Source organism: Comamonas koreensis (assembly GCF_014076495.1).
Taxonomy (GTDB): Bacteria; Pseudomonadota; Gammaproteobacteria; order Burkholderiales; family Burkholderiaceae_C; genus Comamonas; species Comamonas squillarum.
Genome location: NZ_CP043575.1, coordinates 4680477 through 4700761, shown reverse-complemented (window position 1 = coordinate 4700761; position 20285 = coordinate 4680477). Strand labels below are relative to the sequence as shown.

Annotated in this window: 18 protein-coding genes; 9 read left to right on the top strand and 9 right to left on the bottom strand. The window is 63.4% G+C overall.

Going from position 1 to position 20285, the window contains the following annotated elements:
• Positions 1 to 4 precede the first annotated feature (4 nt).
• Positions 5 to 1738 carry a type IV-A pilus assembly ATPase PilB gene (gene pilB, locus F0Q04_RS21520; RefSeq protein WP_116927081.1) on the bottom strand — a complete coding sequence of 578 codons (1734 nt, stop codon included), beginning with the start codon at positions 1736 to 1738 and terminating at the stop codon, positions 5 to 7.
• 165 nt (positions 1739 to 1903) lie between these two features.
• Positions 1904 to 2833, bottom strand: coding sequence for a polyprenyl synthetase family protein (locus F0Q04_RS21515; RefSeq protein ID WP_182345844.1), 930 nt, complete (start codon positions 2831 to 2833; stop codon positions 1904 to 1906).
• A gap of 267 nt (positions 2834 to 3100) precedes the next feature.
• Between F0Q04_RS21515 and rplU the strand changes: the two genes are divergently transcribed.
• The 4 genes from rplU (at position 3101) to proB (ending at position 6217) form a co-directional block, all read left to right on the top strand.
• On the top strand, positions 3101 to 3412 hold the full coding sequence (rplU, locus tag F0Q04_RS21510) for a 50S ribosomal protein L21 (protein WP_027011098.1): 312 nt from the start codon (positions 3101 to 3103) through the stop codon (positions 3410 to 3412).
• Positions 3413 to 3427: 15 nt separating this feature from the next.
• The gene (rpmA, locus tag F0Q04_RS21505; RefSeq protein WP_021027814.1) at positions 3428 to 3688 is read left to right on the top strand and encodes a 50S ribosomal protein L27; all 261 of its coding nucleotides are present in this window, start codon (positions 3428 to 3430) and stop codon (positions 3686 to 3688) included.
• 189 nt (positions 3689 to 3877) lie between these two features.
• Entirely contained in the window at positions 3878 to 4993 is a 1116-nt protein-coding gene (obgE, locus tag F0Q04_RS21500; protein ID WP_116927079.1) for an Obg family GTPase CgtA, read from the top strand.
• 84 nt (positions 4994 to 5077) lie between these two features.
• Positions 5078 to 6217 (top strand): glutamate 5-kinase, encoded by a 1140-nt coding sequence (gene proB, locus F0Q04_RS21495; RefSeq protein WP_116927078.1) that lies wholly within the window; start codon positions 5078 to 5080, stop codon positions 6215 to 6217.
• Between the two features lie 139 nt (positions 6218 to 6356).
• Here the strand turns inward: proB and F0Q04_RS21490 are convergent, their stop codons facing one another.
• The gene (locus F0Q04_RS21490; RefSeq protein ID WP_182343455.1) at positions 6357 to 7055 is read right to left on the bottom strand and encodes an RNA pyrophosphohydrolase; all 699 of its coding nucleotides are present in this window, start codon (positions 7053 to 7055) and stop codon (positions 6357 to 6359) included.
• A 92-nt stretch (positions 7056 to 7147) separates the two neighbouring features.
• Between F0Q04_RS21490 and F0Q04_RS21485 the strand changes: the two genes are divergently transcribed.
• A complete protein-coding gene (locus F0Q04_RS21485; RefSeq protein ID WP_116927076.1) occupies positions 7148 to 8887 on the top strand; it encodes a proline--tRNA ligase in 1740 nt (579 codons plus the stop codon).
• Between the two features lie 126 nt (positions 8888 to 9013).
• Positions 9014 to 9625, top strand: coding sequence for a lytic transglycosylase domain-containing protein (locus tag F0Q04_RS21480; protein WP_232539431.1), 612 nt, complete (start codon positions 9014 to 9016; stop codon positions 9623 to 9625).
• Positions 9626 to 9717: 92 nt separating this feature from the next.
• Here F0Q04_RS21480 and F0Q04_RS21475 read toward each other — a convergent pair whose 3' ends face one another.
• The 6 genes from F0Q04_RS21475 to hemA form a co-directional block, all read right to left on the bottom strand.
• Positions 9718 to 11058, bottom strand: a complete 1341-nt coding sequence (locus F0Q04_RS21475) for a hemolysin family protein (RefSeq protein WP_182343453.1) — start codon at positions 11056 to 11058, stop codon at positions 9718 to 9720.
• 348 nt (positions 11059 to 11406) lie between these two features.
• Complete coding sequence (grxD, locus tag F0Q04_RS21470) at positions 11407 to 11727, bottom strand: Grx4 family monothiol glutaredoxin (RefSeq protein ID WP_021027821.1); 321 nt, start codon at positions 11725 to 11727, stop codon at positions 11407 to 11409.
• Positions 11728 to 11836: 109 nt separating this feature from the next.
• Positions 11837 to 12703 (bottom strand): peptide chain release factor N(5)-glutamine methyltransferase, encoded by an 867-nt coding sequence (gene prmC, locus F0Q04_RS21465; RefSeq protein ID WP_182343451.1) that lies wholly within the window; start codon positions 12701 to 12703, stop codon positions 11837 to 11839.
• Positions 12704 to 12732: 29 nt separating this feature from the next.
• Positions 12733 to 14757 (bottom strand): PEP/pyruvate-binding domain-containing protein, encoded by a 2025-nt coding sequence (locus tag F0Q04_RS21460; RefSeq protein WP_232539430.1) that lies wholly within the window; start codon positions 14755 to 14757, stop codon positions 12733 to 12735.
• A gap of 8 nt (positions 14758 to 14765) precedes the next feature.
• The gene (gene prfA / locus F0Q04_RS21455) at positions 14766 to 15851 is read right to left on the bottom strand and encodes a peptide chain release factor 1 (RefSeq protein ID WP_116927072.1); all 1086 of its coding nucleotides are present in this window, start codon (positions 15849 to 15851) and stop codon (positions 14766 to 14768) included.
• A gap of 126 nt (positions 15852 to 15977) precedes the next feature.
• Complete coding sequence (gene hemA, locus F0Q04_RS21450; RefSeq protein WP_021027824.1) at positions 15978 to 17294, bottom strand: glutamyl-tRNA reductase; 1317 nt, start codon at positions 17292 to 17294, stop codon at positions 15978 to 15980.
• Positions 17295 to 17373: 79 nt separating this feature from the next.
• On the opposite strand from hemA, the gene F0Q04_RS21445 reads away from it, so the two are divergent.
• The 3 genes from F0Q04_RS21445 (at position 17374) to F0Q04_RS21435 (ending at position 20273) form a co-directional block, all read left to right on the top strand.
• The gene (locus F0Q04_RS21445) at positions 17374 to 17652 is read left to right on the top strand and encodes a hypothetical protein (protein WP_116927070.1); all 279 of its coding nucleotides are present in this window, start codon (positions 17374 to 17376) and stop codon (positions 17650 to 17652) included.
• Between the two features lie 69 nt (positions 17653 to 17721).
• Positions 17722 to 19161 carry a hypothetical protein gene (locus F0Q04_RS21440; RefSeq protein ID WP_182343449.1) on the top strand — a complete coding sequence of 480 codons (1440 nt, stop codon included), beginning with the start codon at positions 17722 to 17724 and terminating at the stop codon, positions 19159 to 19161.
• 137 nt (positions 19162 to 19298) lie between these two features.
• Positions 19299 to 20273, top strand: a complete 975-nt coding sequence (locus F0Q04_RS21435) for a Bug family tripartite tricarboxylate transporter substrate binding protein (RefSeq protein WP_182343447.1) — start codon at positions 19299 to 19301, stop codon at positions 20271 to 20273.
• Positions 20274 to 20285 lie beyond the last annotated feature (12 nt).

Sequence of the window (20285 nt, the reverse complement as noted above, 5' to 3'; positions counted from 1 at the left end):
TGCTTTATTCGTTGGTGACGGCTAAGACCTCTTCGAGTGAGGTCAGTCCCTTTTTGACTTTGTGCAGGCCTGACGTGCGCAAGGAGCGGACATTTTCTATGTCGGCTTGCTCGGCGATTTCCAGTGCGCTGCCATCGCGCAAGATGATGCGCTGTGTTTCTTCGGAGATGGGCATCACTTGGTAGATGCCCAGGCGGCCCTTGTAGCCATTGTTGCAGGCGTCGCAGCCAACGGGCTCGTAGGGCATCCAGGTGCCATCCAGGTCCTCTTCCTTGAAGCCCGCTTCCAGCAGCGCTTCATGGGGGATTTCGGTGGGGCGCTTGCAGATCGGGCAGAGCTTGCGTGCCAGGCGCTGCGCGGTGATCAAGATCACGCTCGACGCGATATTGAAGGGCGCGATCCCCATATTGCGCATACGCGTCAAGGTGGTGGGGGCGTCGTTGGTGTGCAGGGTCGACAGCACCAAGTGACCGGTCTGCGCCGCCTTGATGGCGATGTCGGCCGTCTCCAGGTCACGGATTTCACCGACCATGATGATGTCGGGATCCTGGCGCAGAAAGGACTTGAGCGCGGTCGCAAAGGTCAGACCGGCCTTTTCATTGACATTGACCTGGTTGACCCCGGGCAGGTTGATTTCCGACGGGTCTTCGGCAGTCGCTATATTGACCGCTGGCGTATTGAGAATATTCAGGCAGGTGTAGAGCGACACGGTCTTGCCCGAACCCGTGGGCCCCGTGACCAGAATCATGCCGTACGGGCGCTTGATGGCGCTGAGCAGGCGCTCCTTCTCTTCGGGCTCATAGCCCAGTGCATCAATGCCCAGCTTGGCGCTGCTCGGATCGAGAATACGGATCACGATCTTTTCGCCAAACAAGGTGGGCAAGGTGCTGACCCGGAAATCGATCACCCGATCCGCGCCGATCTTGAGCTTCATGCGGCCGTCCTGCGGCACGCGCTTTTCCGAGATATCCAGGCGCGAGATCACCTTGATCCGCGATGCCAGCTTGTCCTTGATGCCCGGGGGCGGCGAAGCGATTTCGCGCAGCTCTCCATCGATGCGAAAGCGGATGCGGTACTGGTGCTCATAGGGTTCGAAATGCAAGTCCGATGCACGCATATTGAATGCGTCAATCAGCATCTTCTGCAAAAACTTGACGATGGGCGCATCTTCGACCTCATCTCCGTCATTGCTCGCGGTGTCGGTGTTCACCGACTCATCATCAATCTCGAATTCATTGAGGTTGACATCGCCGGTGATCATGTCCTGGATGTTGTCGCCGCCCTTTTTCGCAACAGACTCCAGCGCCTTGACCAGCTTGGAATGTTCTGCAATCACCCAGTCCACGCTCAGCTGGGTGGAGAACTTGATCTGCTCGGCCACCGAGTGGTCGGTCGGGTCGGCGGTAACGACGATCAGCCGGTTGCCGCGTTTGGCCAGGGGAATGATCTTGTTGCTGAGCGCCAGTTTGGGATCAAGCAAACCTGTTGCCAGCCGGGTCAAATCGATAGCATCGAGGTCGACCAGCGGCGCGCCATAGACCGTCGAGATGATGCTGGCTACATCGCTGCCGGAGACGGCACCACTGGCCACCAGCTCTCCAATGAAGCTGTTCTTGCTTTTGAGACTGGTGGCGTACAAGGCCTCCGCCTTGGCAACAGGAAGCTTTCCACTGGCTACCAGCGCTCTGGCAATGCCGGGGAGGGCGACGGCTTTGGGGGGGGTGTTGATGTCAGGCATGTAAAGGGAAGACGCCTATCGTCGATAGCCTCGCTGCGTAATCCGGCAAACTGTAGCAGTTGTTCGGAGATTTAACAAAGAAATGCACCCTGCAGGCCGCGCCACTGCAGTGGATCTGCGACAGTCTGCACGGTACCCTTGGCCCATGTGCACTCGCCTTGGTGCTTACTCTCGGCGGTCCAGCAACTGCGAGGCCAGTGTGGTCAGTGCCTGGGTGTAGGCATTGCTGGGCAATAAAGCCAGACAGTCGATGGCCTCCTGGGCCTGCAGCGCAGCCGCTGCCCGCGTGGCTTGCAGCGAGCCGGTGTCCTTGACGACCTGCACGATATGGGCCATATGCGGGGTGGAGCCCTGCTCAATCGCGCTGACAATCATCTGCCTATCATCGGCGCTGGCGCGCTGCATGGCAATGATCAGGGGCAGGGTGACCTTGCCTTCGCGCAAATCATCGCCAATATTCTTGCCCATTACGGTAGTGTCGCCGTCATAGTCCAGTGCGTCGTCAATCACCTGGAAGGCCGTGCCCAGCGAGCGGCCATAGTTGGCGCAGGCCTCCTCCAGCGCTGCGGGTGCGTCCGTCAGCACGGCAGCAAGGCGGGCGCTGGCTTCAAACAGCTTGGCGGTTTTGGAGCGGATGACCGAGAGGTAGCCAGCCTCGTCGAGATCGACATTGTGGGTGTTGATCAGCTGCTGCACCTCGCCCTCGGCAATGATGTTGGTCGCCTCCGACAGGATCTGCATGACTCGCATGCTGTCGGCATCAACCATCATCTGGAAGGCGCGTGAGTGCAGAAAATCACCGACGAGCACACTGGCGGCATTGCCAAAGCTCTCGTTGGCGGTAGGTTTGCCGCGCCGCATCGTGGACTCGTCCACCACATCGTCGTGCAGCAAGGTGGCGGTGTGGATGAACTCGACCACCGCCGCCAGGTTGAAATGCTGCTCGCCCCGGTACTCCAGCGCGCCGGCCACCAGCAGCAGCAGTGCCGGGCGCAGGCGCTTGCCGCCCGCCGAGATGATGTAGTGCGATACCTCGCCGATCAGTGGAACGGAGGAGCTCAGGCGCCTGGCAATCACGGCATCCACCTGCCGCATATCACCGGCGACGAGGCTCAAGGGGTTGGACGGGTTGGGAGTGTTGGACTCGGACAAGGCGGCTATCTCGGCATTTTATGGATATCGCATTATAGAAACGAGAGCAGCGCCACTTGCAGACATGCCCGGTTGTCCGTCTCGCGGATGCGCTTTCTGGCCCGGTTGTGGTGCAAAAGCGTGCAGGGTTTGCGTCTTTTCAGACCCCGTGCTACAATCTTCGGCTCTTGCGAAATTTCTTTGCAAGCTATCCCCTTTTTAGAGGTTCTTATGTACGCGGTCATAAAAACCGGTGGCAAACAGTATCGTGTTGCTTCCGGCGAAAAAATCAAGGTAGAACAGATCGCTGCGGACGTAGGCCAAGAAATCGTGATCGACCAGGTTCTGGCAGTCGGCGACGGCGCAGAGTTGAAGGTTGGTACGCCCTTGGTGTCCGGAGCAACTGTGACGGTTACGGTAGTAGCCCACGGCAAGCACGACAAGGTGCGCATTTTCAAGATGCGTCGTCGTAAGCACTATCAAAAGCGCCAAGGCCATCGCCAGCAGTTCACTGAGCTGCAAATCGGTGCGATTGCAGCTTAACAGGAGCTATATCTCATGGCACAGAAAAAAGGCGGCGGCTCTACGCGCAACGGACGTGATTCCAAGCCAAAGATGCTGGGTGTGAAAGCTTTCGGTGGTCAATTGATCAGCGCCGGTTCGATCATCGTGCGTCAACGCGGCACCAAGTTCCACCCCGGCACCAATGTCGGCGTGGGCAAGGACCACACCTTGTTTGCTCTGGTGGACGGCCACGTGTCGTTCGAAACCAAGGGCGCTTTGTCCAAGCACACGGTGAGCATCACCAAGGCTGCTTAAGACAAGACAAGTGTCTTGAAGGCCTTCATTGGCCTTGTCCAAAGCCCCGCGCAGTCGGGGCTTTGGTGTTTTTGGGCCGGACCGCCTGGCGCCTCGGTGCGACAATAGCGGTTTTGGCAAGGCTGCATGTATCGGTATGCAGCAGAACAATTCCCGTAATTCCTGTACCAGGGCGGGTGGATAACGACCATGAAATTCGTAGATGAAGCGTTTATTGACATTGCAGCTGGCGATGGTGGCAATGGCTGTGTGTCGTTCCGCCATGAAAAGTACAAGGAATTCGGTGGCCCCGATGGCGGCGACGGCGGCCGCGGCGGCCATGTGTACGCGCTGGCCGATGTCAACCTCAACACCCTGATCGATTACCGCTACTCGCGCCGCCACGAGGCCGAGCGCGGTGAGCACGGCAAGGGATCGGACATGTTCGGCAGCGCGGGCAAGGACATCACCTTGCACATGCCGGTGGGCACGATCATCACCGATGCGCAAACGGGCGAAGTGCTGTTTGAGCTGCTCAACCCGGGCGAGGTCATCACCATCGCCAAGGGCGGTGACGGCGGTTTTGGCAACCTGCGTTTCAAGAGCGCAATCAACCGTGCGCCGCGCCAGAAGACCCCGGGCTGGAAAGGCGAGCGCCGCAACCTGAAGCTGGAGCTCAAGGTGCTGGCCGATGTGGGCCTGCTGGGCATGCCCAATGCCGGCAAGTCGACCTTTATCTCGGCGGTCTCCAACGCCCGCCCCAAGATTGCCGACTACCCCTTCACCACCTTGCACCCGAACCTGGGCGTGGTGCGCGTGGGGCCGGAAAAGAGCTTTGTGGTGGCCGACATTCCTGGCCTCATCGAAGGCGCCTCGGACGGTGCCGGCCTGGGCCACCAGTTCCTGCGCCACCTGCAGCGCACGCGCTTGCTGCTGCATATTGTGGATCTGGCACCGTTTGACGAGGGCGTGGACCCTGTCGCGCAGGCCAAGGCGATTGTCGGCGAGCTCAAGAAGTACGACGAGGAGCTCTACAACAAGCCGCGCTGGCTGGTGCTCAACAAGCTGGACATGGTGCCCGGCGACGAGCGGGTCGCCAAGGTCAAGGATTTTGTCAAGCGCTACAAGTGGAAGGGCCCGGTCTACGAGATCTCGGCGCTGACCCGCGAGGGCTGCGAGCCGCTGATCAAGGAGATCTTCCAGTTCGTGCACAAGATGCAAAAGGCCGAGCAGGAGCCCCAAGAGGTCGATCCGCGCTTTGCGGCAGGCGCCGAGCAGGATGCGCCCGACTTCTCGGACGACCCGCGTTTTTCGTCGCCGGACTGAGTGGCAACCCTTGCACCCTAGATTTCTCATTGTTGGATAGCTGCTTGCGCTTGCCAGGCGGGCGCAATGCCGGAAAAAGCAAAAATGGCATCGAATGTTCTGCGCGACGCACGTCGCATCGTCGTCAAAGTCGGCTCCAGTCTGGTCACCAACGAAGGCAAGGGCCTCGATGAAGGCGCCATCACCGAATGGAGCCGCCAGCTCGCCGCGCTGGTGCATGGCGAGGGCGGGGCCAAGCGCGAGGTGATCATGGTCTCCAGCGGCGCGGTGGCCGAGGGCATGAAGCGCCTGGGCTGGCAGCAGCGTCCCAAGGAGATCCATGAGCTGCAGGCGGCAGCGGCTGTCGGCCAGATGGGCCTGGTGCAGATGTACGAGACCAAGCTGCGCGAGCAAAACCTGGGCAGCGCCCAGGTGCTGCTGACCCATGCCGACCTGGCCGACCGCGAGCGCTACCTCAATGCCCGCGTCACCTTGCTGACCTTGCTGCAGCTGGGGGTGGTGCCGGTCATCAACGAAAACGACACGGTGGTCAACGACGAAATCAAGTTTGGCGACAACGACACCCTGGGTGCGCTGGTGGCCAACCTGGTCGAGGCCGACGCGCTGGTGATTCTGACGGACCAGAAGGGCCTCTACACCGCCGATCCCCGCAAGAACCCGGACGCCCAATTTGTGCACGAGGCGCAAGCGGGTGACCTGAAGCTCGAAGCGATGGCCGGTGGTGCCGGCTCCGGTATTGGCAAGGGCGGCATGCTCACCAAGATCCTGGCCGCCAAGCGCGCGGCTGGCTCGGGCGCATCCACGGTGATTGCCTGGGGGCGCGAGCAGAATGTGCTGCTGCGCCTGGCCGCAGGTGAGGCCATCGGCACCTTGCTGGTCGCCGATACCCACAAGAACCAGGCGCGCAAGCAGTGGATGATGGACCACCTGCAGATGCATGGCTATGTGACGGTGGACGAAGGCGCTGCCCTGAAGCTGCGCAGCGACGGCAAGAGCTTGCTGCCCATCGGCATGGTGAGCGTGCATGGTGAGTTCTCGCGCGGCGAGGTGATTGGCGTGCGCGACCCGCAAGGCGTGGAGCTGGCACGCGGCCTGGCCAACTACAGCAGCGCCGAGGCGCGGCGCCTGTGCCGCAAGCCATCGTCAGAATTTGAGCAACTGCTGGGCTACACCGGTGAGCCCGAGATGCTGCACCGTGACAACATGGTATTGACGGGGCATTGATCGGGGCCCGCTAAGCCCGTTTGGCCTGTTTGGCCCGACAGGGCCTGCGGCGGCGGATCACACGAGCGCCGTGCAAGCACAAAAAAGCGTCCCTCGGGACGCTTTTTGCATGTAGCCACCGGTCAGCCGTCAGCCATTGTCAGCCGTTTTGCTGCGGGTCACGCCCGGCATTGCCCGGGTCCGGGTCAAAGCTGGCGCCGGGCGGCAGCTCCATCTCCTGCATCATGCGCAGCGGAGAGTGGTAGCTCACCACCGTGGTGGTCGTCACCGACACCTGCAAGGTCTCGGTCAGCGCCGGGTCTGGCTCATGCGGCTCACCATCGCGCGCACGCGCATTACTGCGCAAATAGCGGTTACGCGGATCGTTGCGTGGCACAAAACGCGACAGCTCGGTCAAGGCCATTTCGTAGACGCCGCGCTTGAATTCCACCACCACATCGAGCGGCACCCAGTAGTCATTCCAGCGCCATGCATCAAACTCCGGGTGGTTGGTGGCGCGCAGATTCAGGTCCCAGTCGTGGCCTGTTAACTGGAGCAAAAACCAAATCTGCTTTTGTCCGCGATAATAGCCCCTGGCATCGCGGCGGATGAAGCGTTCGGGCACCTCGTACCGTAGCCAATCCCGCGTTCTAGCCACAATACGTACATGCTCCGGTCGCAAGCCCACTTCCTCATGCAGCTCTCGAAACATCGCCTGCTCGGGGGTTTCTCCACGGTCAATACCACCCTGCGGAAACTGCCAGCTATGGGTGCGGATGCGCTTGCCCCAAAACACCTGATTGCGCTGGTTGAGCAGGATGATGCCGACGTTTGGCCTAAAGCCATCTCGGTCCAGCATAATCTAACCCCAATTTTTTAAACTGTGTCCATTATGCCTGCGCCTTGAAGCCATCTTCAAGGGGGCAACTACTAGGTCCATTGTCATAGACTATGAAAGCTTCGCAATTTCTCATCTCGACCCTGAAAGAAGCGCCTGCGGACGCTGAAATCGCCAGCCACCAGCTGATGACGCGCGCCGGCATGATCAAGAAGCTTGGCGCCGGCATCTACAACTACATGCCGATGGGTCTGCGCGTGATCCGCAAGGTCGAGGCCATCGTGCGCGAAGAGATGAACCGCGCCGGCGCCATCGAGGTGACCATGCCCGTGGTGCAGCCCGCCGAGCTGTGGCAGGAGACTGGCCGCTTTGACAAGATGGGCGCCGAGCTGCTGCGCATCCAGGACCGCCACGCGCGTGACTTTGTCATCCAGCCTACCAGCGAGGAGGTGGTGACCGACATCGCGCGCCAGGAGTTCAAGAGCTACAAGCAGCTGCCCAAGAACCTCTACCAGATTCAGACCAAGTTCCGCGACGAGCGCCGTCCCCGCTTTGGCCTGATGCGGGGCCGCGAGTTCATCATGAAGGACGCCTATTCCTTCGACAAGGACCGCGACGCCGCCCAGATCAGCTACCAGACCATGCGCGCTGCCTACAAGCGCATCTTTGACCGTTTTGGCCTGCAGTACCGCGCCGTGCGTGCGGACAGTGGCGCCATCGGCGGCGACCTGAGCGAAGAGTTCCAGGTGATTGCCGCGACCGGCGAGGACGCGATTGTCTACTGCCCCAACAGCGACTACGCCGCCAATATCGAAAAGGCTGAAAGCCTGGCGCCCACCCAGCCCCGTGCGGCTGCCGTGCAGGCCATGACCAAGACGGCTACGCCTGGCAAGAGCACCTGCGCCGATGTGGCCCAGCTGCTGAACCTGCCGCTGGCCAACACCGTCAAATCGCTGGTGCTGGCCACCGACGAGACCAATGACAAGGGCGACATCCTGGGCTCGCAGGTCTGGCTGCTGCTGCTGCGCGGCGACCATGACATGAACGAGATCAAGGTCGGCAAGGTCGAGGGCTTGGCCAACTTCCGTTTTGCGACAGTGAGTGAGATCGAGGAGCACTTTGGCTGCCAGCCGGGCTACCTGGGCCCGATCGGCCTGCAAAAGCCCGTCAAGCTCGTGGTGGACCGCGATGTCGCCGTGATGGCCGACTGGGTCTGCGGCGCCAACGAGGCCGACTACCACCTGACCGGTGTGAACTGGGGCCGTGACCTGCCCGAGCCGGCCGTGGTCGCCGATCTGCGCAATGTGGTGGCGGGCGACCTGTCGCCAGACGGCCAGGGCGAGCTGGCCATCGAGCGTGGTATCGAGATCGGCCATGTGTTCTACCTGGGCACCAAGTACTCCAAGGCGATGAAGGCCACCTTCCTGGCCGAAAATGGCAAGCCCAGCGAGTTCGAAATGGGCTGCTACGGCATTGGCGTGACCCGCTTGCCAGCAGCCGCCGTGGAGCAGAACCACGACGAGCGCGGCATCATTTGGCCGGACGCGATTGCCCCCTTCACCGTGGTGATCTGCCCCATCGGCATGGACCGCAGCGAAGCAGTCAAGACTGCGGCTGAAAAGCTACACGCGGACTTGTTGGCTGCTGGCGTCGATGTGATACTGGACGACCGCGGCGAGCGCCCGGGCGCGATGCTGGCCGATTGGGAGCTGATTGGCGTGCCGCACCGCGTGGTGCTGGGCGACCGGGGCCTGCAAGAAGGCATGGTCGAGTACCAGCAGCGCCGCGAGACCGCCGCCACCAAGGTGCCTGTGGACGAGGTGTTCAGCTTCCTCACCAGCCGCCTGGCCTGATGCGGGCCATGGGCTGCACGCGCAGCCCCTGCCGCAGGCACAGCACAAATACAGTCACAGAGGGATCGATCGAGGATGTCAGGCTCACGCATTGCTTTACCTGCGGGCGTATCACGCCGCGCGGCCATGGCATCGTTGCTGGCCGGGCCAGGCGCCTGGCTGGCTGCGCCGCAGGCTGCGCTGGCCGGTGGCCAGTTGGAAGAGCCCCTGATCGACTCGGTGCGCTCGGCACTCACGGCAGCGATCGGCAGCGCCGCGCCACCGGAGCCGGTGTTTGTCTCGACCGAGGCCAAGATCGTCTACCTGCGCTGGTTGGGCGCGATGAGCGACCGCCTGCGCCGGCGCAAACCGGACTGGGAAGTGCGCCGCGATTTTCTGCAGACCGTCTGGTACGAGGCCCGGCGTGCGCGCCTCGATGAATCGCTGGTGCTGGGCCTGATCCAGGTCGAGAGCGGATTTCGCAAGTTCGCGATGTCCAATGTCGGGGCTCGCGGTTACATGCAGGTGATGCCGTTCTGGACCCGGGTGATCGGCGATGGCGACCCGGCCAAGCTGTTCCATATGCAGACCAATCTGCGCTTTGGCTGCGTGATTTTGCGCCACTACCTGGACCGCGAGAAGGGCGATTTGTTCATGGCGCTGGGCCGCTACAACGGCAGCCGTGGCAAGGACACCTACCCCAACCTGGTCTACGGCGCGCAGCGCCAGTGGCTGTTCGAGAACAAGGTCGAAGCCTGAAGACGAAGGTCCGCGGCGCCTGCCAGCGCTGCCGCACAAAGATAGCCACCGCATGCGGTGGCTTTTTCATCGGGCTAAAGGCTTGGTAGGTGTCAGGCGACCAGGCTGCCAGTGGCCGGCGGCAGCGGTGAATCGGGCACCTTGTTGGGGTCCACGATGGTGACCAGCACCTGGTCGATGCGGTAGCTGTCCACGTCCATCACCTCGAACTGGTACTTGCCCCAGACCACCTTGTCGGTGCGGCGCGGGATGCGGCGCAGCATCACCATCAAGAAGCCGCCCAGGGTCTCGTACTCGTCGGAATGCGGCAGGTCGTCCAGCAGCAAGGTTCGCTCCACATCCTCGATCGGGGTGATGCCGTCGATCAGCCACGAGGTCTCGTCGCGGCGCACGATCAGCTCCTCATCGACCGGGCCCATCAGGTCGCCCATGACGGTGCTCATCACATCGTTGAGCGTGACCACGCCGACCACCAGGCTGTACTCATTGACGATGATGGCAAAGTCCTCATGCGCCTGGCGGAACTGCTGCAGTACTTCGGCCAAGGTCAGCCGGTCGGGGATGACCAGGGCCTTTTTGACCAGGCCTTCGTCCCGCAGCTTCATCGGCAGGTTGTTGAGCGCGCGCTGGAACAGGTCCTTGGCATCGACATAGCCGACCACATGGTCGATGTCCCCGGCGCAGACCGGGTAGGTCGAAAAGGGTTCCTCGGCAATGCGGGCGCGGATGATGTCGTCGCTGTCGTCCTGGTAGAAGAAGGCGATGCGGTCGCGCTGGGTCATCGCCGAGCCGACGGTGCGCGTATCGAGTTCGAACAGATTGGCGATCACCTGCTGCTCCTGCGCGGCCAGCACACCGGCCTTGGCGCCGGCCTCGGTCATCGCCAAAATGTCTTCATAGGTGATTTTTTCATCGCGGATCGTCGACAGGCCCAGCAGGCGAAACAGGCCATCGGCCGCCTTGCTGTAGAACCAGACCACGGGTTTGAAAAGGGTCATGCACCACTGCATGGGGCGCGAGACGCGCAGCGCCAGCGCCTCTGGCTCAGCCATCGACAAGCGCTTGGGCAGCAGATCGGCGAGCAAAATGAACAGCGAAGTGACCACGGTGAACGAGAACAGAAAACCGATGGTCTGCGCGGTGGCCGGCTCCAGCCAGCGGCTGGCGATGCCTGAGACAAAGGGACTGAGCGCCCCTTCGCCAACGATACCGCCGAGAATGGCCACCGCATTCTGGCCCACCTGCACGACGGTGAAGTACTCACCGGGCTGCTCCTGGACCTTCATCACACGCTCTGCACGCGGGTCTCCGTCATCGACCATCTGCCGCAATCGCAGGCGGCGCGAGGCGGCCAGCGATATCTCCGCCATGGAGAAAAAGGCGCTCAAGCTGATCAGCAAGGCAATGACAAAGAGACTCTGCGTAAGATTCATAGACATCCATGTGGGAGCAGTGCAGACCGGCTGCTCACATTTTTCGGCAAAAGCGGTGGTGGCGCGCGGTGCGCCACCGGTTTGAATCGGTGTTCAATGTTCGCATGCCCGTCTGGAGACTGGCAAGTGCTTTTGGCAGCAGGCGCTGGAGGCCCATAGCGGGCGGGCGATGCGCGGTGGTGCTGCGGGTGTCAAGCTTACCCCAGCCGACCGGCTATGGCTGCGGGCAAGGCCATTGTGTGTTGCCATCGCACCGCCCTGCACGCGGGTCTGCGGCGCTAGCCGGGCACAAAAAAGCCGCCTCACAAGGCGGCTTGGTTGCGGCTGGCCAACTCGGGCGCTAGACGATCAGAGCGTGGCCACCAGTTGCTGCAGCTCGCCCGATTCATACATTTCCATCATGATGTCCGAGCCGCCGATGAATTCACCTTTGACATACAGCTGCGGGATCGTGGGCCACTGGCTGTAGTCCTTGATGCCTTGGCGGATCTCGGGGTCTTCGAGCACATTGACGGTGGTCAGACCACGGGTCTCCACGCCACTGGCTTTGAGAATCTGAATGGCACGGCCGGAGAATCCGCATTGCGGAAAGCTGGCCGTTCCCTTCATGAACAGCACGATGTCATGGCCTTTGACCAGCTGGTCGATGCGTTGTTGGGTATCGCTCATGGATGGGCTCCGTCGGGGCGTGTGGGTTGCAATGTAATCGGGTCAGCGCTTGGATGAGCTACCCAAATGCGGGCGTTTTGCCGCAGTTCAAGCGCGGGCATGGTCACTATTATTTCACGGAAGGCCATTGTCCGCCGCTGGCGCGCTCGATGCCTGCGAGGTCCTTGCGGCTTTGCACCTGGGCAAAACCGCGCTGGGCCAGCAGTGAACGCACCGCTTCTGCCTGGTCCCAGCCATGCTCGATCAGCAGCCAGCCGCCCACGCGCAGGTATGCGGGTGCCGCATCGACGATATGGCGGATGTCGTCCAGGCCATCGGCCCCGCTGGTGAGCGCCTGGCGCGGCTCATGGCGCAGCGCGGGCATGTGCGGGTCGTCGTCGCGGATGTAGGGCGGGTTGCTGACGAGGGCATCAAACGGTCCTTGCAGCGCCGACAGCCAGTGGCTGTGCGCAAAGCGCAGCGGCAGCTGCAGCCGCGCCGCATTGGCCTGGGCAACGGCCAGCGCATCGGTGCTGGCATCGACCGCCCAGACCTCGGCGGCGGGCAGCGCATGCTGCAAGGCCAGTGCAATCGCGCCGCTGCCGGTGCCCAGGTCGGCCAGGCGCAAGGCCGGCTGGCCCGGGGCGGCATCGGGCAGCAGCTCCAGCGCCCAGTCCACCAGGGTTTCGGTATCGGGGCGCGGGTCCAGCACGCGGCCGTCCACGGCCAGGTCCAGCCCGTAAAAGCATTTGTGGCCCGTCAGGTAGGCCACCGGTTCGCCATCGGCGCGGCGCTGCAGCCACTGCTGCCACTGCGCAGTCTGCGCGCTGCTCAGGCGATCGCCATCATGGGTGATGAGCCAGGCGCGCGCATGGGTGGGCTGGCCGCAGAGGTGGAGCAGCAGCATCTGCGCATCGATACGGGCGATGCCCAGCGCAGCAGCTTGCGCCAGCGCCTGGGTGAGCGTGATGGGGGTGTCGGGGGTGGAGGCATTCATGTCGATACGCGATTCGCTGTTGCTGCCGCTTATGGGCGGGCGGCCTGCACTAAGGGCCGAGATTGCAGGACCAGGATCTGGTCACCGGCAATGGCCCATTCAATATCCTGGGTGCGGCCGCCAAACTGCTTTTCGATCGCAGCGCCGGCATGGGCCAGACGTTTGACCAGCGCATCGCTGAGCACCTGGCGCTGCGCCACGGCCACCTCCTGCACGCCGCCGCCGGGCGCCAGGCGCAGCTCGGTGTCCTCGGCCGAGCGGCTGAGCACCTGCACGGCCTGGCTGCGGCGCGAGTACAGCACCTGCTCTGCCACGCGCCGGCCTTCCACCACGCGGATGCCAATGCCGCGCTTGGCGGCGATAAAGATGCTGTGCGGGGTGCTGCCCAGCGGGTCGCGCGTGACCATGACGCCCGAGGCCTCGGAGTCCACCGCCTGCTGCACCAGCACCGCCATCGCGACGGCATCCTGCGCAATGCCAGCGGCACGGCGCGCCTCCCAGGCCTCGAAGTTGAAGACCGAGGCCCAGACCTTGCGCACGGCATCGAGCAAGGCTGCTTCGCCCTTCACATGGGGGACCGTGGTGTAGAGGCCCGCGCCACTGAAGCCGGGCAAATCCTCTGAGCTTGACGAGCTGCGCACAAACACGCCGGCCTGCTGCAGCTGGCTGGTCCAGCGCGCCTGCAGGCTGCTGGCAAATGCGGCATCGAGCGGCATCTGTTCGATCTCGGCGCGCAGCGCAGCCAGCGCATTGCGGCGCACGGCGGCGTCGCTGTCAAAGCCCGGCTGCTGCTGCATGCGCGCGACTTTTTCGGCCAGGCCAAAACGCTGCATCGCGGTGGCATAGGCGCCAAAGGGCAGGCAAAAACCATGGGGCACGCTGACCCCGGCAATGCCCGCATGCCGCACTTCTCCCAGGTTGGCAGCCTTGGCCCCGCACTGGCGGCGGTTGGCAGCGCGCAGGGCGGCCAGAGGCTGCAGTGCGGTGCTGTGGGTGTCTTTCTGGATGCTGGCGCCGGCGATGCTGCGTTTGATTTTTGATCGCGTTATGGCTTGGTCGCGCTCGGCATCGGTGGCGGCACGCAGCTGGTAGTCCTTGGCGCTGACCGCCAAGTGCACCCATTGGCCGTTGTACGCCGCCAGCAGCTGGCTGGCATCGCGCACATAGGCGTTGGGTACGCCCCAGCCTTTGGCCAGCAGGTTCACGTGCGAGACCATGGTCGAGGGCTGCTCGGTCAGCACGCCTGCCACAGGCGGCAGCGCGATGGGCACCTGGCGCAGCACGACGATGTCGCTGGGCAGCAGGTCATGGACTTGGTCGATATCGTCTACCAAACGCAGGTGGCCCACGGCCTGGCCTGTGTTCAGCGGCAAAAAGCGTTGCTGGCCGATCAGCGCGCTTTGCGTCACTGCGGGGATGCCTGCGGCGACCGCCACCTGCTCTTGCGCGCTGGCATTGGCCTTGAACTGCACCGCTGCAAAAAAGTGGCTGCGCAGCTGGGCCTCGGTTTCGCGCAGCAGGCTGGCGGTCAGCTGGTCGCCTTCCCAGAATTCATAGACAAAGCCGTTGATCTGCGGCTGCCAGCTCAGGGTGCCCAGGATAAAGCGGCGCCCTGCATCGCGGTAATTGCGGTTCAGCGCCTCCCTGCCGCCACGCAGCAGGCCTTGCTCGCGCAAAAAGCGGTCGTGCAGCTGAAAGCGTGGGGTGTTGATGAAGTACAGCCGCGCTGCAGGCTGTGCCTGGCGGTCGATCACAAAGATCACATGGGGCTGGGCCAGCGGCGTGCCGGCGTTGTAGACGCGCGCCAGCTGGTCAAAGGCGGCATGGCTCATCAGATCAGCGGCAAAGGGCTGGCTGCTGTGGTTTCCCATGGCCTGCGCCGGTGAGGGGCTGCCTGGCCTGGCGATCAGCTCTTGCGGCGCGCGGCCATCCTCGTACATCGAAGGCTTGCGCGCCAGCTGCGCCGAGGCGCTGCTCGCGGCCAAGGCCAGCGCCATGTATCCCGCAGCACGCCAGGCCGCGCGCCCTGCAAAACCGGGGTGGTGGCTGGGCATCGCAGGCCTTATTGGTTGACTTCCAGCTCGGCCAGCAATTCGGCCTCGCGTTCGGACTGCAGCGCTTCCATCAGTTCGCTGAGGTCACCGTCCATGATGAAACTCAGCTTGTACAAGGTCAGGTTGATGCGGTGGTCGGTGACCCGGCCCTGGGGAAAGTTGTAGGTGCGGATGCGGTCTGAGCGATCACCCGAGCCGATCAGGCCCTTGCGCATCGCCGCTTCCTTGGCAGCGCGCTCGCTGCGCTCTTTTTCCTGGATACGGGCCTGCAGCACCTGCAACGCCTTGGCCTTGTTGCTGTGCTGGCTGCGGCCGTCCTGGCATTCGGCGACGATGCCGGTGGGCAAGTGGACGATGCGCACGGCCGAGTCGGTCTTGTTAATGTGCTGGCCACCGGCGCCGCTGGCGCGGAAGGTGTCGATGCGCAGATCGGCCGGGTTCAGGGTGATGGCCTGCTGCTCATCGGGCTCGGGCATTACCGCCACGGTGCAGGCGCTGGTGTGGATGCGGCCCTGGGTTTCGGTGGCGGGCACGCGCTGCACGCGGTGGCCGCCCGATTCAAAGCGCAAGGTGCCATAGACGTTGTCGCCGCCGTCAATGCGCAGCACCACTTCCTTGTAGCCTCCCAGCTCGGCCTCGTTGGCGCTCATGATCTCGACGCGCCAGCCCATGCGCTCGGCGTAGCGCGTGTACATGCGCGTGATATCGCCGGCAAACAGCGCCGATTCATCACCGCCGGTGCCGGCCCGCACTTCGACAAAAGCGGGGCGGGCATCGTCGGGGTCCTTGGGCAGCAGCATGCGCTGCAGCTGCGCGGCCAACTGTTGCAGCTCGGCCTCGCCGCTGCTGATCTCTTCGCGCGCCATGTCGGCCATGTCCGGGTCGGCCAGCATTTCCTTGGCGCCTTCGATATCGGATTCGATCTGCTGGTAGCGCGCAAAGCGCTCGGCCACGGCGGCGACATCGGTGTGTTCGCGCGAGAGCTTGAGGAACTGCGGCATGTTGGCCATGATGTCCTCGCGCGAGAGCAGAAAATTGAGCTCATTGAGGCGCTCGGCATAGCGTTCCAGCTGTTGGCGGAGAAAGTCTTTCATGGCGACCTGATAAGGCAGGGCCTGCGCATGCGCTGCAAAAAAGCAGAGATCAAAAAAAGTGCAGGCCGAGTAAGGAGAAGAGGGGCGAGGAGGGCGAGCAAAGGGCGGCCAAGCCGCGCAGCGTCGCTACAAACCCGATTGGTGGCCGTTGCCGCCGCCGCGTTGGCTGCGCAGGAACAGGCGCGAGACCATGTCAGCCGTCTGGGCACGCGCCTGGGCGTCGCCCGCGTGCAGCTCGGCCATGGTGCCGTGCAGAATCTTTTGCGACAGGCCGCGTGTCAGTGCATCGAGCACCGCGTCCATGTCTTCGCCCTTGGCCAGGCGCTTTTTTGCGCGCTCGATCTCCAGCGCACGCCAGACGTCGGCCTGCGCATTGATCTGCTGGATCAAGGGCACGGCGCCGCCTTCCGGGGCGCGCTGGTCCATCCAGTGCATGAAGCGCTGTACACCTGCATCGATGATGGTTTCGGCCTGCACGACGGCCGCCTGGCGCTGCTCCTGGCCGGCCTTGACCACATGGGCCAGGTCGTCCACGGTGTAGAGGTAGACATCGCCCAGGTTCTTGACCTCGCCCTCGATATCGCGGGGGACGGCCAGGTCCACCATGAAGATCGGGCGGCGCTTGCGTTTTTTCAGCGCGCTCTCGACCGCGCCCAGGCCGATGATCGGCAGGCTCGATGCGGTGCAGCTGATGATGGCGTCGTATTCGTGCAGGTGGTCGGGCAGATCGGCCAGGCGCATGGTGCTGGCGCCAAAGTGGCCCGCCAGTTTTTCGCCGCGCTCCAAGGTGCGGTTGGCCACTGTGATGTGGGCCGGCTGCTTGGCCGCGAAATGGGTGGCGCACAGCTCAATCATCTCGCCAGCGCCAACAAACAGCACGCGGATCTTGGTGAGGTCTTCAAACAGCTGGCCGGCCAGGCGCACGGCAGCAGCGGCCATGCTGATGCTGTGCGCGCCAATTTCGGTGGCGCTGCGCACTTCCTTGGCGACGGCAAAGCTGCGCTGGAACAGCTGGTTGAGCGTGGTGCCCAGCGAGCCGGCTTCTTCAGCCGCACGCACGGCGTTCTTCATCTGGCCCAGGATCTGGGCCTCGCCCAGCACCATCGAGTCCAGCCCACTGGCGACGCGAAAAGCGTGGCGGGCGGCCAGGTCGTTTTGCAGGGTGTAGGTGTAGTTTTTCAGCGCCTCGGCGGGCAGGTCGCCGCTTTGGGCCAGCCAGCGCAGGGTGTGGTCAAGCGCCGGCTCTTGGGCGGCGCAGTAGATCTCGGTGCGGTTGCAGGTGGACAGGATGGCGGTTTCCACACCGGCGTGGCTATGCACACCCGAGATCGTGCTGCGCAAACTCTGCAAAGTTGGCGCAATCTTGTCGAGTGCAAATGCAAACCGGCCGCGAATGTCGACCGGTGCCGTCGTGTGGTTGATGCCCAGGGCCCAAACTGCCATGCCAGGGATTATAAAATCTCTGTAAATCCATTGCTTGTCGTATCAGTACCAGCTTGACTTATATCAACCTGTCCGCTCCATGCTTGCCACCACCAGCCTCTGGCATCTGCTGAACTTCTGTGCCCCGGCCGCCTTTTTGGCGCTGCTGCTGGTGCTTGCCCGCTGGCTGTTTGCACACAAGGCCACGCCGCTGCTGCCCTGGTATGGCCAGCTGGCGCTGCATTTTCTGGTCGGCTGCGCTGCGCTCTTTGTCGCGCTGCTGTGGCAGGGCCGCGACGGCAGCCTGATGGGCTATGCGCTTTTGGTGATGGCACTGGCCAGCAGCCAGTGGGTGGTGCTGGGTGGCTGGCGGCGTTGATACCGAGGCTCTTATTATTTTCTGCGGCGCTTGCTATACGTTTCTTTACAATTCAGACATAATTGTGGGATGACCACCACAACGCCTTTGTCTGGCCACCGCTCCCGGTGGCTTTTCTGTATCTGCTGCCTCGTGGTGGGCGCGGCAGCTGCGGTGCTGGTCTGGGGCTCGCAGGCCTTGCTATTTGCCGATACCAATGATTTCCAGCGCGTGGTGGGCCACCTCTACCTGACGCCCATGGGTGATGGCATCCACTGGGCGCTGCCCGATCGGCCCTTTCGCACACCGGGCAATCCGGAGCTGGCCTCGCACATGTTCACTTTTGCCGGCTGGGTGCAGCGCTTTATGCCCGGGAATATGTTTGACCTCGCGCGCACGGCGCTGGCGGCCAAGCTGCTGCTGCTTGCCTGTGCCGCTGTGCTGGCCTGGCAATGCGCGGCGGCGCTGCAGCGTGGCGCGCTGGGCTGGTCGGCCATGGCGCTGGCCTGGCTGGCCGTGTTCTTCATGGCACACAACATCGGCATGGCCCAATCCTTTTATGCCGAATACGCCTGTCTGATCGCGCTGCCGCTGCTGCTGCTGGGCCTGCTGGCCTCGCGCCGGGCTGTGCGGATGGTCGGACTGGGCCTGGGGGCGCTGGTGTGCGGCCTGGCCAAGGTGCAGTATTTCTATGTGCCGCTGCTGGCGCTGTTGTGCGTCTGGGCGGGCGCCCGCTGGCAGCGCATGCTGCCCGACAAGGGGCTGCTCAAGCTGCTGCTGGCGGTACAGGTGCTGTGCCTGGTGCCCTTGCTGATCGGCAAGAATGCGAGCCTCAATGCCTACCATGGCGTCTACCTGGGCTCGTACATGGTGCTCACACCCGGGCAGCTCGATGGCCTGGGCGTGCCGGCCGAGCGCCGGGACTGCATCGGTGTCGATGCCTGGGGCAATGCACTCTCGGGCCTCGGCGGCACCCAGGTGCAGCACACAGATCGCGATTGCTACCCCGTCACGCCCAAGCTGGGCAAGGGCGATGTGCTGCGGCCTTATCTGCACTATCCGCTGACCCTGTGGCGCCTGGCCCGCTTTGCGCTGCCCAGCCATTTCACCGTGCAGTACTTCCATGTGTTTCCCGGTAACTTCTACCTCCATCGCCACGACGGCGGTGCCCAACCAGTCACCGACCTGCTGCTGCGCATGAGCGCGCAGCGCGACCGCATCGTCACGCCGCTGGCGCCCCTCTTCCTGCTGGCGGCACTGGCACTGTTTGCGGCCAGCCGCAGCCGCCAGGCCGGCCGCTTGCGGCCTCTGGCGGTGGGCAGCTTGCTGCTGGCGCTCCTGGTGGTCTCGCAGGTCATCATCGTGATGCTGGGCGAAGGCGTGCGCGATATGAGCAAGCACCTGTGGGCCGCGCAGCTGGCGCTGGACATGCTGGTGCTGCTCGTGGCCGTGCAAGGCCTGGGCTGGCTGGGGCTGTGGTGGCGGCGCAAGGCAGCGCGCGCTGCCGAGGCGACTGCAACTACCGCCTGACGGGTGCGGCGTCAATCCGAAAAAATGAGAGACAGGCGCTGGTTGTAGAAGCGGGGTGTGCCGGTCATGATGGGTCTGTGCAGGCTGCGTTCGCACGGCCTGCCTCTCTACCGATAACAAACCCAAGGAGACAGACCATGAAGTACATTGCACACGCCTGCCTGGCAGCCATCACGGGGCTGGCGTTCAGCGCCGCGGCCCAGGCGCAGCAGCCTTTTCCGACCAAGCCCGTGCGCGTGGTCATCGGCTTTCCCGCTGGCGGCCCGCTGGACCAGCATGCCCGCCTGCTGACCGACAAGCTCCAGGGCGTGCTGGGCCAGCCCATCATCGTTGACTACAAGCCTGGTGCCGGTGGCGCAGTCGGGGCGCAGGATGTCATGAAGGCGCCAGCCGATGGCTATACCTTGATGCTGGCCAATACCGGTGTGATGGTGATCAACCCTGCGCTCTACCCCAAGTTGCCCTACAGCACCTTGCGCGATTTCACACCGGTGGCGCGCACGGCCATGCAGCCCTTGGCCCTGCTGGTCAACAACAAGGTGCCGGCCAAGAACCTGCAGGAGTTCATCAGCTACGCCAAGGCCCACCCGGGCAAGGTCAACTTTGGCTCGGCCGGCAATGGCGGCATCAGCCACCTGGTGCCCGAGATGTTCAAGAGCGCCACCGGACTGGACCTGGTGCATATCCCCTACAAGGGCAGTGCGCCGGCCTTTACCGATCTGGTGGGCGGCCAGGTGCAGTTCATGGCCGAGAGCATTCCGCAGGCCGCTGCCTACCACAAGCAGGGCAAGGTGCGTGCGCTGGCCGTCACCAGCAAGGAGCGCAACCCGGCGCTGCCCGAGGTGCCCACTGCTATTGAAAGCGGGCTCAAGGGTTTTGAGGTCGTGGGCTTCTATGGCTTTCTCGCACCCGCAGGTACGCCCAAAGCGGTGGTGAACCAGCTCAGCGCCGCCTTTGGCCAGGTGATGCAGATGCCCGATGTGCGCGGGCGCATGGTGGAGCAGGGCGCGGACCCCGCCTTTCTCGGTGCCGAGGCGTTCAGCCAGTTCCTGGCTGGCGAGATGCCGCGCTGGGCCGAGGCGGTCAAGGCCTCGGGCACCAAGATGGACTGACACAGCAGGCCC

Coding starts and splice junctions, on each gene's coding strand:
- pilB (WP_116927081.1), bottom strand. CDS start 1,738: ATGCCTGACATCAACACCCCCCCCAAAGCCGTCGCCCTCCCCGGCATT.
- F0Q04_RS21515 (WP_182345844.1), bottom strand. CDS start 2,833: ATGCGGCAGGTGGATGCCGTGATTGCCAGGCGCCTGAGCTCCTCCGTT.
- rplU (WP_027011098.1), top strand. CDS start 3,101: ATGTACGCGGTCATAAAAACCGGTGGCAAACAGTATCGTGTTGCTTCC.
- rpmA (WP_021027814.1), top strand. CDS start 3,428: ATGGCACAGAAAAAAGGCGGCGGCTCTACGCGCAACGGACGTGATTCC.
- obgE (WP_116927079.1), top strand. CDS start 3,878: ATGAAATTCGTAGATGAAGCGTTTATTGACATTGCAGCTGGCGATGGT.
- proB (WP_116927078.1), top strand. CDS start 5,078: ATGGCATCGAATGTTCTGCGCGACGCACGTCGCATCGTCGTCAAAGTC.
- F0Q04_RS21490 (WP_182343455.1), bottom strand. CDS start 7,055: ATGCTGGACCGAGATGGCTTTAGGCCAAACGTCGGCATCATCCTGCTC.
- F0Q04_RS21485 (WP_116927076.1), top strand. CDS start 7,148: ATGAAAGCTTCGCAATTTCTCATCTCGACCCTGAAAGAAGCGCCTGCG.
- F0Q04_RS21480 (WP_232539431.1), top strand. CDS start 9,014: ATGGCATCGTTGCTGGCCGGGCCAGGCGCCTGGCTGGCTGCGCCGCAG.
- F0Q04_RS21475 (WP_182343453.1), bottom strand. CDS start 11,058: ATGAATCTTACGCAGAGTCTCTTTGTCATTGCCTTGCTGATCAGCTTG.
- grxD (WP_021027821.1), bottom strand. CDS start 11,727: ATGAGCGATACCCAACAACGCATCGACCAGCTGGTCAAAGGCCATGAC.
- prmC (WP_182343451.1), bottom strand. CDS start 12,703: ATGAATGCCTCCACCCCCGACACCCCCATCACGCTCACCCAGGCGCTG.
- F0Q04_RS21460 (WP_232539430.1), bottom strand. CDS start 14,757: ATGCCCAGCCACCACCCCGGTTTTGCAGGGCGCGCGGCCTGGCGTGCT.
- prfA (WP_116927072.1), bottom strand. CDS start 15,851: ATGAAAGACTTTCTCCGCCAACAGCTGGAACGCTATGCCGAGCGCCTC.
- hemA (WP_021027824.1), bottom strand. CDS start 17,294: ATGGCAGTTTGGGCCCTGGGCATCAACCACACGACGGCACCGGTCGAC.
- F0Q04_RS21445 (WP_116927070.1), top strand. CDS start 17,374: ATGCTTGCCACCACCAGCCTCTGGCATCTGCTGAACTTCTGTGCCCCG.
- F0Q04_RS21440 (WP_182343449.1), top strand. CDS start 17,722: ATGACCACCACAACGCCTTTGTCTGGCCACCGCTCCCGGTGGCTTTTC.
- F0Q04_RS21435 (WP_182343447.1), top strand. CDS start 19,299: ATGAAGTACATTGCACACGCCTGCCTGGCAGCCATCACGGGGCTGGCG.